The organism is Streptomyces sp. NPDC058195, assembly GCF_042883525.1.
GTDB lineage: Bacteria > Actinomycetota > Actinomycetes > Streptomycetales > Streptomycetaceae > Streptomyces.
The window spans coordinates 403,880-416,757 of record NZ_JBHVVM010000003.1; the positions used below are offsets into that span (position 1 = coordinate 403,880).

Sequence of the window (12,878 nt, forward strand, 5' to 3'; positions counted from 1 at the left end):
ACGCACGCACGAGGTGGGGGCACAACAGCGCCATGGCACAGGGCACGGTCCAGGTGACGCACACCGGAACTTCGCGGTGGCGGCGCCGCACAGGCGAGTACGCCTCCCTCACCGCAGCCCTGGAGGCCGCGGCCGACGGTGACGTCCTCACCGTCGCGCCGGGCACCTACCGGGAGAATCTGGTGCTGCACCGGGCGGTGACCCTGCGCGGCACCGAGGGCTCGGTCGGCTCCGTACGGATCGCGCCGGTCGACGGCGTTCCGCTGACCGTCCGCGCCTCCGCCGTCGTCTCGGACCTCCATGTGGAGGGACAGGACTCGACGGCGCCCGCGCTGCTGATCGAGGACGGCGCGCCGGAGATCGCTGACCTGCGGATCGTCACCCGCTCCGCCGCCGGTATCGAGGTGCGGGGCGGCGCCCGTCCGACGGTGCGCCGCTGCACGGTCGACAACCCCGCCGGAGCGGGCCTGGCCGTACTCGACGGCGCGGGGGGCGTGTTCGAGGAGTGCGAGGTGGTCTCCGCCGGGCAGGCCGGCGTCTCGGTGCGTGACGGCGCGCATCCCCGGCTGGAGCGCTGCCGGATCCACCACGCCTCGGGCGCGGGGCTGAGCGTCACCGGGGAGGGCAGCGCCCTGGAGGGCGTCGGCTGCGAGGTGTACGAGATCAAGGGCAGCGGCGTCCAGGTCACCTCCCGCGCGTCCGCCCACCTCACCGACTGCACGGTGCACCGCACATCGGCGGACGGGGTGACGCTCGACACCGACGCCGTGCTGACACTGGCCGACTGCGACATCCACGACATCCCGGAGAACGCGGTCGACCTGCGGTCCCGCTCGGTACTCACCCTGACCCGGTCCACGGTGCGCCGCTTCGGCCGCAACGGCCTCTCGGTGTGGGATCCCGGCACCCGTGTCGACGCCAACCAGTGCGAGATCCACGACAGTACGGGCGACTACCCCGCGGTCTGGGTGAGCGACGGGGCGACGGTGATACTGGACTCCTGCCGGGTCCATGACGTGCCGGACGCCCTCTTCGTGCTCGACCGGGGCTCGCGCGCCGATGTCGTGGACAGTGATCTCTCCCAGGTCCGCAACACCGCCGTGTCGGTGAGCGACGGGGCGACCGCGCAGCTCGACGACTGCCGCATCCGCGAGACGTCCACCGGCGCGTGGTTCCGCGACCACGGCAGCGGCGGCACGCTGAACAACTGCACGGTCGACACCGTCCAGACCGGCGTGATCGTGACCAAGGGCGCCGACCCGACGATCGAGCGCTGCACGGTCACCTCACCCGCCGAGGCCGGTTTCTACGTCTCCGCCGAGGGCCGTGGCACGTTCAACGGCTGCCGGGTCACCGGAAGCGACGGCTACGGCTTCCACGTGATGGACGGCTGCCGTACGACACTGACCCGCTGCCGGACCGAGCGGTGCGCGCGCGGGGGGTACGAGTTCGCCGAGCCGCCCGTCACCCGGGGTGACGGGCAGGGGACCGGCCCCGTCGTGGAGGACTGCACGAGCGACGAGAGCGCGCTGCGCTCCCCCGCTCCCCCGGCACCCGCCGTGCTGACGGCCACCCAGACCACCCCCGGACTGCTCGGCCGGCTCCCCGGACAGCGTGCTGTCGAGCCCGACCCGGCCAAGGCACCCGCCACCGGCCCGGCGCGCCCCTCGGACGCGGTGCTGGCGGAGCTGGACGCTCTGGTGGGTCTGGACAGCGTGAAGCGCGAGGTGCGGGCCCTGACCGACATGATCGAGGTGGGCCGGCGCCGTCGGGAGGCCGGGCTGAAGGCCGCGTCGGTCCGGCGCCACCTGGTCTTCACCGGTTCCCCCGGCACCGGCAAGACCACCGTGGCACGGCTCTACGGTGAGATCCTCGCCTCGCTCGGTGTGCTGGAGCGGGGCCATCTGATCGAGGTGTCCCGGGTCGACCTGGTCGGTGAGCACATCGGCTCGACCGCCATCCGGACCCAGGAGGCCTTCGACCGGGCGCGTGGCGGGGTGCTGTTCGTCGACGAGGCGTACGCCCTGTCGCCCGAGGACTCCGGCCGGGACTTCGGCCGGGAGGCGATCGACACCCTGGTGAAGCTGATGGAGGACCACCGGGACGCGGTGGTCGTCATCGTCGCCGGGTACACCCACGAGATGGAGCGGTTCCTCACCGTCAACCCCGGTGTGGCATCCCGTTTCTCCCGGACCATCACCTTCAGCGACTACGAGCCCGCCGAGCTGCTGCGGATCGTCGGGCAGCAGGCCGACGAGCACGAGTACCGCCTGGCCTCGGGGACCGGGGAGGCGCTGCTGAAGTACTTCACCGGGCTTCCCAAGGGCCCGGCGTTCGGCAACGGCCGCACCGCGCGCCAGACCTTCGAGTCGATGGTGGAGCGGCACGCGGGGCGGGTCGCCCAGCTCGACGAGCCGAGCACGGACGACCTCACCCTGCTCTACCCCGAGGACTTGCCGGAACTGCCCTGACCCTGTGCCGCCTCGGCGCCGTCGGTCCCGGCCGTCTGCCGGGGCACGACCGGTTCGAGGCGTTCCAGCAGCGTGGCCCGTTCCTGGGCGAAGACCGGGTCGGCCTGGTAGTCGCCGTGCCCGAGGATCGCCTCGGGCAGCGGATGCTCCGGGGTGCGGCCGTAGACCAGCGGGTCCTTCAGGGGGCCGCGGTCCACCTCGGGCCCGGGGACGTCGTCGAGCCGGACCCGGCCGCCGATCGGGTCGGTGGCCCGCCACAGGTTGCGCCAGCAGTGCACGGACCGGTGCAGCACGTGCAGCGGTCCGGTGCCGAAGTAGGCCGGGAACCAGCGCCCGTACAGCCGCTCGATCGGCGAGCCGTAGGTGAGCAGGGCGACCCGGCTGCGGGTGTGGGCGGGCAGTTGCCAGACCGCGGCGGCGGCCAGCACGCTGCCCTGGGAGTGCCCGGAGATGACGAGCCTGCCATGGGTCAGCCCGGTCCAGCCGGACATCCGCGAGGCCAGGTCGGGGACGGCACGCTCGGCGTAGCAGGGCGGGGCGAAGGGATGGGCGGCGCGCGGCCAGAACGTACCGACGTCCCAGAGGATGCCGATGGTGCGCCGGGCGGAGGCGTCGCGGTAGGCGCGGCGGCCACAGGTGACGAAGAGGATGAAGCCGAGTCCGACCATCCAGGAGCCGGTGGACTGGGCGGCCTGGGCGACGGATTCGAGGAAGGCCCCGCTGCCCTTCATCGCGAGCCCGGGGACCTCCCCGCTCAGCCAGGCCCCGAAGACCGCCCCCGCGCCGAGCAGCAGGGCGGCGCCGCAGACCGGGCCGAGCATCCAGGCCACGGAGTCGGTGAGCGCGGCAGCGGCCCGTACGCGGGCGATCTTCCGGGTCCGGGCGGGCTCCGGCTCCTCCTGCGCGTACTCCCGGTCGATCCCGGGTTCCAGGGCGCGGGCGGCGAGCCAGGTCCGTACGAGCAGGACCAGGGCCGGCACGGCGAGCAGCACCAGGAGCACCGGGATGACCGATGCCTGCCAGCTGAGCAGGACCGGCGGTCCCGGGATGACCGAGCTCTTGCCCATGCCGGGGGTGCCGGGGCCGTCGAGCCAGTCGGCGACGCGCTGCGAGACCCCGCCGCTCATCACCCCGCCGAGGGCGCAGGCGAGCATCGCGACCACCGGTCCGCCCAGCCCGTACAGGACCGTGCGGTCCTCGGGGCTGCGGCGGTACAGGCCGAGTGACACCGCCGCGAGCACCACGACGAGGGTGCCCTGGCTGACGGCGAGGAAGCTGAAGGCGGGGTCGCCGGGCAGTGAGCCGGACGAGACCCAGCCGGGGCGGGACCAGGCGGCGTACCCCGCGGCGAGGACGAGCAGGCCGATCGCCACGCCGGGCAGGTAGGTGATGAGGGCACGGTCGAGCACGTTGTCCAGGCGCCGTTCGCTGCGGCCTCGGCGGCAGACCACCCAGAGCACCACGAGCGCGCACAGCACCAGTGCCGCCTCGATCAGGGCTCCGGCGAAGGCGGGCACGGGTCCGGTGACGGCCCGGTCATGGCGGGCCGCGGCGCCCGCGACGGACGCGGCGACGGTCAGGAACCCGGCGGCGGTGTGCGCGGCGCGCAGCCGGGCGACCAGCCGGCGGCCGTACCAGAAACCGGGCCGGGCGAGGGCGGGGGCGCCGGGCTGCGCGGTGCCGCCGGGGCCGGGGCCGGGCGTGGGGTCGTAGGTGTCCTCGTCGGGCGCGGAGCCGGTGAGCGTGCGCTGCGACTCGTACGCGCTCCAGGTGCGGTTGGACAGGAACCACAGCAGCGCCACCAGGGCGGTGGGGACCACGGCGGCGAGGGCGAGCCTGCGGCCTGGCTGGGACCACCAGCCGCCCTGGGCGGTGGACAGGAAACCGAGCCAGGAGCGCTGGTTGGAGCAGGCCGGTACGCCCGCGCACTGCCAGGCCGCCAGGTCGAGCGCCACCTCGCAGGCGGCCGCGGTGAGCAGCACGGTCAGGCTGAGCGCGACGAGGCGGACGAGGACGCCGTACAGGCGCACCGCCCGGGTGCGGGAGCGGGCGGTGGGGCGCATCCAGTGGGCGAGGTTGACCACCATGAACGGGAGCAGCAGCAGCCACAGGGCGCGGGAGCTGTTGCCCGAGGTCAGGTTGGACCAGCAGTAGGCCTCGGGGATGGGCCGGTCCCGGTAGCGCTCCGGGTGCTGCTCGGCGTGTGTGTCCTCGGCGCGCCGGTAGATGGCGGCGGTCGCGTCGCCGGTGACGCGGACGGTGCGCGGATCGTCGAGCATCTCCTGGGGGGTGGCGCCGCCCACGCCGTGGACCAGCAGTTCCAGTGCGGGCCCCGGACTCTGCGGGGCCTGGGGGGCAGATGGCACGGGGGTGACTCGCTCTCTGGATGGTGTGGGGGGCGTTGACGCGGTGTCATCAGGATCGTGGCAGGAGCCGGTGGCCGCACCGCTCTCCCGGAATCTCCCCAGTGCGGCGGGGCACCACACCGCGTGGCAGGATGAGCCCGTTCGAAGAGACTGCCGCACGGCCAGAGGAAGGACCGAACCGGCGTTGAGCGAGAATCAGAACCTGCTCGCGGAGCAGCGGCGCGCCCTGATCCTCGACGAGGTGCGCAGGCGCGGCGGGGTCCGGGTCAACGAGTTGACGCGCAGGCTCAATGTCTCCGACATGACGGTGCGCCGGGATCTGGACGCGCTGGCCCGCCAGGGGGTCGTCGAGAAGGTGCACGGCGGGGCCGTGCCGGTGGTCGAGGCCAGTACGCATGAGCCGGGTTTCGAGGCGAAGTCCGCGTTGGAGCTGACCGCCAAGGAGGACATCGCACGGGCGGCGGCGGCCATGGCGGTGCCGGGCAGCGCGATCGCGCTCTCCGGCGGTACGACGACGTTCGCGCTGGCCCAGCACTTGCTGGAGGTGCCCGATCTGACGGTGGTGACCAATTCGGTGCGGGTCGCCGATGTCTTCCACGCCGCGACGCGGACGTCGGGGGCGTCCGGGATGCGGCCCGGGGCTGCCATGGTGGTGCTCACCGGCGGGGTCCGTACGCCTTCGGACTCGCTGGTCGGGCCGGTCGCCGATCAGGCGATCGCCACCCTCCACTTCGATGTGCTGTTCCTCGGGGTGCACGGGATCTCCGTGGAGGCCGGGCTCTCGACGCCGAATCTCGCGGAGGCGGAGACCAACCGCCGGTTCGTCCAGTCGGCCCGGCGGGTGGTGGTGGTCGCCGATCACACCAAGTGGGGCACGGTGGGCCTGAGTTCGTTCGCGACGCTGGAGCAGGTGGACACCTTCGTGACGGACGCCGGGCTTTCGGCCGCCGCCCGCGAGGAGATAACGGAGCACCTGCCGGGTCTGGTGGTGGCGGGCCGGGGCGCGGACGGCGGGGCCTGAGTCCGTCCCTCCAGCGGCGTCCGCCACCCGAGGGACGGACTGCCCGACTAGTCGGGCACGGCTAGGGTCTTTCGTTTGGATCAGGCTGGATCAGGGAGCGGGGGCTGGTGCGTGCAGCTGCAAGGCGGAGGAAGGAGCCGACGCGGAGCGTCGGTGACTGACGACAACGCGGCAGATGTGCGTGCCGGCCCCCGCGAGCCCGGCATGATCCAAACGAGAGGCCCTAGGATCGCCAGGTGGCCGTCTTCCGGATCGAGCGCTTCACCTCCCTGCCCGCCACCGAGTCCTGGTGCCGGGTGACGGACTGGGAACGGCACGCCGCGCATGTTCCGCTGACCGCGATCACCGTCCCGCAGGGCCTGCCGACCGGGGTCGGGACCGTCTTCGTGGCGCGTACCGGGGTGGGGCCGCTGGGGTTCGACGATCCGATGGAAGTGGTGCGGTGGACACCGCCCGTCACCGGCCGGGCGGGTCTGTGCGGGCTGGAGAAGCGCGGCTGGCTGGTGCGGGGCCGGGCATCGATCGACGTCTGTCCGACGGATTCCGGCTCGCATGTGGTGTGGGTGGAGGAGCTGAGCGTCCGGCTGCTGCCCCGGTGGTGCGATCCGGTACTCGCCCGCGCGGGGCGGCGGATCTTCGGCCGGGTACTGGACGGCCTCCTGGCGGAAGACAGCTGACACTGCGTCAGCTAGGGTGTGCGCGACCCGTCCGCCGACCGCACGGGAGGTGCGTTCCATGTCACGCCGACTCCGTTCCGTGGAGCTTGAATTCGTCGCTACCGCTCCGGTGCGGCTGGTCTTCGCCGCCGAGGTGACCGCGTCGCCGGAGGCGGTGTACCACGCGCTCGCCGACGATGTGCCGGGCTGGCCGGGCTGGTTCACGGCGGTGACGGCCGCCCGGCCCACCGAGGACGGCGCGGGCCGCGAGGTCCGGCTCAAGGGCGGCTTCGTGATCCACGAGACGATCCTGGCCACGGAGCCCGGTGAGCGGTACGCGTACCGGGCCGACCGGGCCAGCGCGCCTGGCATGCGGGCCCTGCTGGAGGAGTGGCGGCTCACCCCCGCCGGAACGGGCACCCGGGTACAGTGGACGTTCGCCGCGGACGGTTCCGCGCTCTACCGGCTGGTCCTGCGGCTGGCCCGGCCGGGGGTGGGCCGGGCCTTCCGGGACGCGGTGCGCAATCTCGACCGGCGGCTGGCCGGGTCCGCCCCGTAGGTCCGGTCACCGGGCGTCCGTCGTCACGCGACGGCCAGGTCACCGCGGGCCTGGGCAGCGGAAGCCATCCGCCGGTGCCAGGGCCGCGCTCGTCCGGGCGGCCCCGGCGCTTCGCCGGAGATGTGCCAGGGCCTCCGGGCGGCGCCGGAGGCCCTGGCCGGGCGCGCCGCCCCCGGCAAGCCGCGCTCCGCTGGCCCAGAAAGCGCCTGTGCGCGCCCGCATCCGCCGCGGGACGGCAGCAGGCACCGCGGCTCCCGCCCGGGACAAGGGATGCCGACAGCGCCCGGCCGGGGAGGCCACGCCGTCATGGACCCGCTGTTCGCCAGGTGACGGCCGGGAACGGCGCGCCGACGGAACGTCGTTCGGGCGCGGCGGTGGAAGCGGAGAGCGGGCGCCGGCACCGACCGGGCCGCCGGTCCCGGGCAACCCGCCGGTCAGGGCCAGTTGCCGTCGGTCAGGAAGGAGTCGATCGTCGCCGCGTACGGGGCGATGTCCAGGCCCTGTTCGGCGAGCCATTCGTCGGAGTAGTACTTGTCGAGGTATCGGTCGCCCGGGTCACAGATCAGGGTGACGACGCTGCCGGTGGTGCCCTGCTCGACCATCTCGGCGACCAGGGTGAACGCGCTCCAGAGTCCTGTGCCGGTGGAACCGCCCGCCTTGCGGCCGATGGCCTGTTCCAGGGCGCGTACGGCCGCGACGCTCGCGGCGTCTGGCACCTTCATCATCCGGTCGATCGCCCCGGGCACGAAGCTCGGTTCCATCCGGGGCCGCCCGATGCCCTCGATCCGGGAGCCGCAGTCACTGGTCGCCAGCGGGTTGTGGTGGGTCCAGCCGTCGAAGAAGCAGGAGTTCTCCGGGTCGGGCACACAGATCCGGGTGTCGAACTGCATGTAGTGCACATAGCGGGCGATGGTCGCGGAGGTGCCGCCGGTCCCGGCGGTCGCGACGATCCAGGTCGGCTCCGGGTAGCGCTCCAGCCGCAGCTGCTGGTAGATCGACTCGGCGATGTTGTTGTTGCCGCGCCAGTCGGTGGCCCGCTCGGCGTAGGTGAACTGGTCCATGTAGTGGCCGCCGGACGCCTCGGCGAGCGTCACGGACTCCTCGTACATCTTCCGGGAATCGTCGACGAAGTGACATCGGCCGCCGTGGAATTCGATCAGCCGGCACTTCTCGGGGCTGGTGGTGCGGGGCATCACGGCGATGAACGGGACGCCGATCAGCTTGGCGAAGTACGCCTCCGAGACGGCCGTCGAGCCGCTGGACGCCTCGATCACCGGCTTGCCCGGCCGGATCCAGCCGTTGCACAGCCCGTACAGGAAGAGCGAGCGGGCCAGCCGGTGCTTGAGGCTGCCGGTGGGGTGCGTCGACTCGTCCTTCAGGTAGAGGTCGATGCCCCATGCCTCGGGCAGCGGGAAGCGCAGCAGATGGGTGTCGGCGGAGCGGTTGGCGTCGGCCTGCACCTTGCGCACCGCCTCTTTGAGCCAGGCCCGGTACTCGGCGTCGGAGCGGTCGATGTCGACCGTCTCCACGATCCGTCCGGCGTGCTCGTGCGTCTCGGTACCCATCAGCCCGTTCCTCCTCGTGCCGCTGTCGCCGTCCCCCGCAACCTACCCTCCCCACCTGCAAAAACGTTCACTTTGATGTCCCATAGCACTGCCTTGGCCCCCTCGGGCCCGGTGGCCGGGGCGCCCGGTCCGCACGCGGCCTGGCGTACCGGCCCGGCATTGTGCAGACTGCCCATCAGAAGTGCCATGAAGGGGGCGAAGCAGTCATGAAGGAAACGGAGTTCAGTGCGACGGGGGTCCGGATCGAGCGATGGGCCCGTTCACTCACCAGGGCCGGACAGGTGGTCGTCAAGGACGGCAGGCTGGCCCTGCTGACCAGTAACGGCCGGGAGATCGACAGCGCCCCGGTCGGGACGGTCAGCGCAGGTCGGCCCTGGTTCGCCGGGTCCGAGGCCACGGTGGCCCGCCTCAACGGGACGCGCTACCGGCTGACGATGGGCCAGCGCAACCACGGACCCGACCGGACCGGCCCGGCGCGCCGGTTCCTGGAGACGCTGCGCAGCGCGGGCGGCCGGACGACCTGACACGGGCGGCGGCACCCGGCGGCCGCGAGTTGCGGAGCGGCGACCCCTGAGTGACATTGGACACGTCACTCACGGTTCACCGGCGGTGACAGCGTGATCCGCGCCGCCGGAACCGAATCAGCAGCCGCCAGCTGCTGGATCCGTTTCTCCGTCTTCTTCCGGACCTCTTTCGGGGAGTCGCAGCCGTGATCAGCGAGCCAAGCAGGCACTGCACGGTGGAGCTCCAGGCCCTGCCGTCGCGGATCGGTCAGGTCCGCAGAATCATCTCGGCGCAGTTGCGCTCCTGGCATCTCGACCCCTTGGTCGACCAGGCCGCCCTCGGCGTCACCGAACTGCTGACCAACGTCCACCGGCACGCCCAGCCGGACAAAACATGCACCGTCGAGATGGAGCTGCTGCTCGAACGGCTCACGGTGTCCGTCCACGACCACGACCCACGGCTGCCGACCGTGCGCGGGCCCAGCATGTCCAGTACCTCGGGGCGCGGGCTCGCGCTCATCGCCGCCGTCAGCGAGAGCTGGGGGGTCCGCCTGAGCGGCGGAGCCGGAAAGGCGGTCTGGTTCACCCTTCCGGCCCCTCCCCGGGCCGCCCCTCCCCCCTGTCCGGTGTACGGGGCGACCACCGACGGCCCCTTCGCCCCGTGCCCCGTCACGTATCTGGGCAGCCGTACGCCGTCCACCGCGCGGTCCGTGGCGGTCGGCTGATCCGCCCGGACCGGGGCGCCGGGGCGGCGGCGGTCAGGCCAGGCCGCCCTTGGCACTCCGGCCGAACTGCTCGTCCAGGACGGAGAGCCGGCGCCAGTACTCCTCCTCCTCGATCTCACCGGCCGCGAAGCGGCGGCCGAGCAGGGCGATCGGTGCCGGTTCGGCAGCCGCCTCGGCGGCACGGGCCTGCCAGGGGGTGCGCCGTCCGCGCCGCGCGGTACGGCGCACCAGGGTGGCGCCGCCGATGACGACGGCCGCCCAGACGATCGGGAGGAAAAGGATCCAGGGCCCGGGTCCGCCGCTGTGCGCCAGGGTGTTCATCTCACTCGGCTCCCTCGGTTGAGGTGGTGTGGTCGGGGGTTCCCGACACTCCCGAGCCTCGCCCGGAGCGGGGGCGGTGTCGTCGTACGGCCGGCGGCCGTGCGCGTACCCCTTCGGGAGTACGCGTGAGTGCTGTCGCCGGGTCAGGCCAGCACGGTCAGCGGGTCGTCCAGCACCGGCTGCCAGGCCAGTTCCGCGGCACCGACCAGGCTGTTGTGGTCGAGCGTGCACGGCAGGATGGGCACGCTGCCGCTGCGCCCCCACAGGCTCCGGTCGGCGACCACCGCGCGCAGCCGTTCCGGGTCCGCGTCGAGCAGGGCGCGGTGCAGTCCGCCGAGGATGATGCGGTCCGGGTTGAGGATGTTGACCAGCCCGGCGAGCCCGAGGCCGAGCCGGTCGATCAGCTCCTCGGCCGCCCCGCGTACCGCCGCGTCCGCGTGCTCCGTACGGAGCAGGTCACCGGACTGCTTGAGCAGCGACTCCTCGGGGCCGGGTTCGCGGCGGGCGGCGGTCAGGAAGGCCAGCGGGTCGGTCTCGACGTCCAGGCAGCCGCGTCCGCCGCAGTGGCAGGGGCGCCCCTCGGGGTTCACCGTGAGGTGGCCCACCTCCAGCGCGAGTCCCGAACTCCCGGTGTGCAGACGGCCGTCCAGGACCAGTGCGCCGCCCACGCCGCGGTGGCCGGTGGCCACGCAGAGCAGGTGCTGGGCGCCGCGCCCCGCGCCGTGCCGGTGCTCGGCGAGGGCGGCGAGGTTGACGTCGTTGCCGGTGAACGCGGGTCCGGGGATTCCCGACGCCCGGACCCGGTCGGCGAAGATCTCGCGCACCGGGGCACCGGCCGGCCAGGCGATGTGCAGCGGGTTGAGCGCGGTGCCCTCCGGTTCGGCGACCGCCGAGGGCACCGCGAGGCCCGCACCGACGCAGCGCAGTCCGCTGTCGCGCAGCAACCGGGCACAGTCGTCGACCACTTCACCGATGACCTGCGCCGGATCGGAGGTGACGGTCACACAGCCGGGGGCGGTGGCCACGAGCCGGCCGCCGAGCCCGACGAGAGCGGACCGGAATCCGTCGGCGTGCACCTGGGCGGCGATGACGACGGGGCCGGACTCCCGGACGGACAGCCGGTGCGAGGGGCGGCCCTGCGAACCGGCGGCGGAGCCCGGCCGGGAGTCGACCTGGATCAGGCCGAGCGCCTCCAGCTCCGCGGCGACCGCACCGGCCGTCGCCCGGGTGACGCCGAGCTCGGAGGTGAGCACGGCGCGGGTGGGCGCGCGTCCGGTATGGATCAGTTCCAGCGCGGGTCCGAGCGCGCTGCGACCCCTCTCCAGCTTTGTCCGGGTGGTGGACACCTTGCCGTTCATGGGGGCGAGTCTCCCATGATCCCGGGCCCCGCCGGACTCCACGGTGGCGCGAAGGCGCCGACCGCGGCCGTCTTGCGTCCGTTGTCGGCGCGCCCCTATGCTGAGTTTGTGCCGCAACTAAACAAACTGCGGACGGCCCTCCCGGGGGACTCGGGCAAAGACCTTGCCACGCCTCCCTCGGCCCGTCTCCGTACCGCTCTGACCCTCTTCTTCGCCCTCGACGGCTTTCTCTTCGCCGGCTGGGTGGTCCGTATCCCCGCGATCAAGCAGCAGACCGGTGCGTCCGCCGCCTCCCTGGGTCTCGCGCTGCTCGGGGTGTCCGCCGGGGCCGTGGTGACCATGATGTTCGCCGGGCGGCTGTGCCGACGTTTCGGCAGCTATCCGGTGACCGTGGTCTGCGGTGTGCTGCTCCCTCTCACCATCGCTCTGCCCGCGCAGGCGCGTTCGGCGCTCTCGCTCGGACTGGTCCTGCTGCTCTTCGGTGCCGCGTACGGCGGGATGAACGTGGCGATGAACAGTGCCGCGGTCGATCTGGTCGCCGCCCTGCGGCGCCCCGTGATGCCCGGCTTCCACGCTGCGTTCAGCCTCGGCGGGATGGTCGGCGCCGGGCTCGGCGGGCTGGTCGCGGGCGGCCTCTCCCCCGCCGCCCATCTCCTCGCCCTCACCGGAATCGGGCTCCTGGTCACCGCGGTGGCCGGGCCGGTGCTGCTGAGCCACCCGGCACCGCCGCCCGTCGCCGCGGCGGCGGGCTCCGGTGCGCCGGGGCTGGACAAGCGGGCCCGCGGCCCGGTCCTGCTGTTCGGCGTGATCGCGCTCTGCACCGCGTACGGCGAGGGCGCGCTGGCCGACTGGGGCGCCCTCCACCTGGAGCAGGACCTGCACGCCCACCCTGGTGTCGCCGCCGCCGGATACTCCGTGTTCGCGCTGGCGATGACGGCGGGACGGCTCAGCGGGACGGCGCTGCTGGAACGGCTCGGCCAGACCCGCACCCTGGTCGCGGGCGGCTCGACGGCCGCGGCCGGAATGCTGCTCGGCGCGCTCGCGCCCAGTACGTGGGCGGTACTGCTCGGCTTCGCCGTCACCGGCCTCGGTCTGGCCAACATCTTCCCGGTCGCGGTCGGCCGGGCCGGTGCGCTGGCCGGGTCCGGCGGGGTGGCCGCCGCGTCGACGCTCGGCTACGGGGGGATGCTGATCGGGCCGCCCGCCATCGGCCTCCTGGCCGAGTGGTCCTCGCTCCCCATGGCCCTTACGACGGTGGCACTGCTGGCCGTCGCCGCGGCGGCGCTGGGGTACGGGGCGCGCAACGCGGCGCACGGCTGAGCCGCCGTACGGA

The 12,878-nt window shown here is 73.3% G+C and carries 11 protein-coding genes; 7 read left to right on the forward strand and 4 right to left on the reverse strand.

What is annotated here, in order from left to right; all coding sequences use genetic code 11:
• Positions 1-32 precede the first annotated feature (32 nt).
• A complete protein-coding gene (locus tag ACFVWY_RS05880) occupies positions 33-2,471 on the forward strand; it encodes a right-handed parallel beta-helix repeat-containing protein (protein WP_389867693.1) in 2,439 nt (812 codons plus the stop codon).
• On the opposite strand, the gene ACFVWY_RS05885 is transcribed toward ACFVWY_RS05880, so the two are convergent.
• Entirely contained in the window at positions 2,441-4,750 is a 2,310-nt protein-coding gene (locus tag ACFVWY_RS05885) for a hypothetical protein (protein ID WP_389867746.1), read from the reverse strand. The two genes, ACFVWY_RS05880 and ACFVWY_RS05885, sit on opposite strands and share 31 nt — an antisense overlap.
• A gap of 271 nt (positions 4,751-5,021) precedes the next feature.
• On the opposite strand from ACFVWY_RS05885, the gene ACFVWY_RS05890 reads away from it, so the two are divergent.
• From ACFVWY_RS05890 to ACFVWY_RS05900, 3 genes are all read left to right on the forward strand, one after another.
• Positions 5,022-5,858 carry a DeoR/GlpR family DNA-binding transcription regulator gene (locus ACFVWY_RS05890; protein WP_389867694.1) on the forward strand — a complete coding sequence of 279 codons (837 nt, stop codon included), beginning with the start codon at positions 5,022-5,024 and terminating at the stop codon, positions 5,856-5,858.
• A gap of 236 nt (positions 5,859-6,094) precedes the next feature.
• The gene (locus ACFVWY_RS05895; RefSeq protein ID WP_389867696.1) at positions 6,095-6,535 is read left to right on the forward strand and encodes an SRPBCC family protein; all 441 of its coding nucleotides are present in this window, start codon (positions 6,095-6,097) and stop codon (positions 6,533-6,535) included.
• Positions 6,536-6,593: 58 nt separating this feature from the next.
• Positions 6,594-7,073, forward strand: a complete 480-nt coding sequence (locus ACFVWY_RS05900; RefSeq protein WP_389867697.1) for an SRPBCC family protein — start codon at positions 6,594-6,596, stop codon at positions 7,071-7,073.
• A 434-nt stretch (positions 7,074-7,507) separates the two neighbouring features.
• Here the strand turns inward: ACFVWY_RS05900 and ACFVWY_RS05905 are convergent, their stop codons facing one another.
• The gene (locus ACFVWY_RS05905; protein ID WP_389867699.1) at positions 7,508-8,638 is read right to left on the reverse strand and encodes a PLP-dependent cysteine synthase family protein; all 1,131 of its coding nucleotides are present in this window, start codon (positions 8,636-8,638) and stop codon (positions 7,508-7,510) included.
• A gap of 206 nt (positions 8,639-8,844) precedes the next feature.
• On the opposite strand from ACFVWY_RS05905, the gene ACFVWY_RS05910 reads away from it, so the two are divergent.
• Positions 8,845-9,162, forward strand: a complete 318-nt coding sequence (locus tag ACFVWY_RS05910) for a hypothetical protein (protein WP_389867701.1) — start codon at positions 8,845-8,847, stop codon at positions 9,160-9,162.
• Between the two features lie 185 nt (positions 9,163-9,347).
• On the forward strand, positions 9,348-9,866 hold the full coding sequence (locus tag ACFVWY_RS05915; protein WP_389867703.1) for an ATP-binding protein: 519 nt from the start codon (positions 9,348-9,350) through the stop codon (positions 9,864-9,866).
• Between the two features lie 33 nt (positions 9,867-9,899).
• Here the strand turns inward: ACFVWY_RS05915 and ACFVWY_RS05920 are convergent, their stop codons facing one another.
• Both ACFVWY_RS05920 and ACFVWY_RS05925 read right to left on the reverse strand, forming a co-directional pair.
• Positions 9,900-10,187, reverse strand: a complete 288-nt coding sequence (locus tag ACFVWY_RS05920; RefSeq protein WP_389867705.1) for an SHOCT domain-containing protein — start codon at positions 10,185-10,187, stop codon at positions 9,900-9,902.
• A 143-nt stretch (positions 10,188-10,330) separates the two neighbouring features.
• Positions 10,331-11,545: an ROK family protein gene (locus tag ACFVWY_RS05925; RefSeq protein ID WP_389867707.1), complete on the reverse strand. Its 1,215-nt coding sequence runs from the start codon at positions 11,543-11,545 to the stop codon at positions 10,331-10,333.
• A gap of 108 nt (positions 11,546-11,653) precedes the next feature.
• Here ACFVWY_RS05925 and ACFVWY_RS05930 point away from each other — a divergent pair, with 108 nt between their 5' ends.
• Complete coding sequence (locus tag ACFVWY_RS05930; RefSeq protein ID WP_389867708.1) at positions 11,654-12,865, forward strand: MFS transporter; 1,212 nt, start codon at positions 11,654-11,656, stop codon at positions 12,863-12,865.
• Positions 12,866-12,878: the final 13 nt, after the last annotated feature.

Excerpts from the sequence above, each read along its gene's own strand:
- ACFVWY_RS05925 (WP_389867707.1), bottom strand. The coding sequence starts at position 11,545 with ATGAACGGCAAGGTGTCCACCACCCGGACAAAGCTGGAGAGGGGTCGC.
- ACFVWY_RS05920 (WP_389867705.1), bottom strand. The coding sequence starts at position 10,187 with ATGAACACCCTGGCGCACAGCGGCGGACCCGGGCCCTGGATCCTTTTC.
- ACFVWY_RS05885 (WP_389867746.1), bottom strand. The coding sequence starts at position 4,750 with ATGCTCGACGATCCGCGCACCGTCCGCGTCACCGGCGACGCGACCGCC.
- ACFVWY_RS05905 (WP_389867699.1), bottom strand. The coding sequence starts at position 8,638 with ATGGGTACCGAGACGCACGAGCACGCCGGACGGATCGTGGAGACGGTC.
- ACFVWY_RS05910 (WP_389867701.1), top strand. The coding sequence starts at position 8,845 with ATGAAGGAAACGGAGTTCAGTGCGACGGGGGTCCGGATCGAGCGATGG.
- ACFVWY_RS05900 (WP_389867697.1), top strand. The coding sequence starts at position 6,594 with ATGTCACGCCGACTCCGTTCCGTGGAGCTTGAATTCGTCGCTACCGCT.
- ACFVWY_RS05880 (WP_389867693.1), top strand. The coding sequence starts at position 33 with ATGGCACAGGGCACGGTCCAGGTGACGCACACCGGAACTTCGCGGTGG.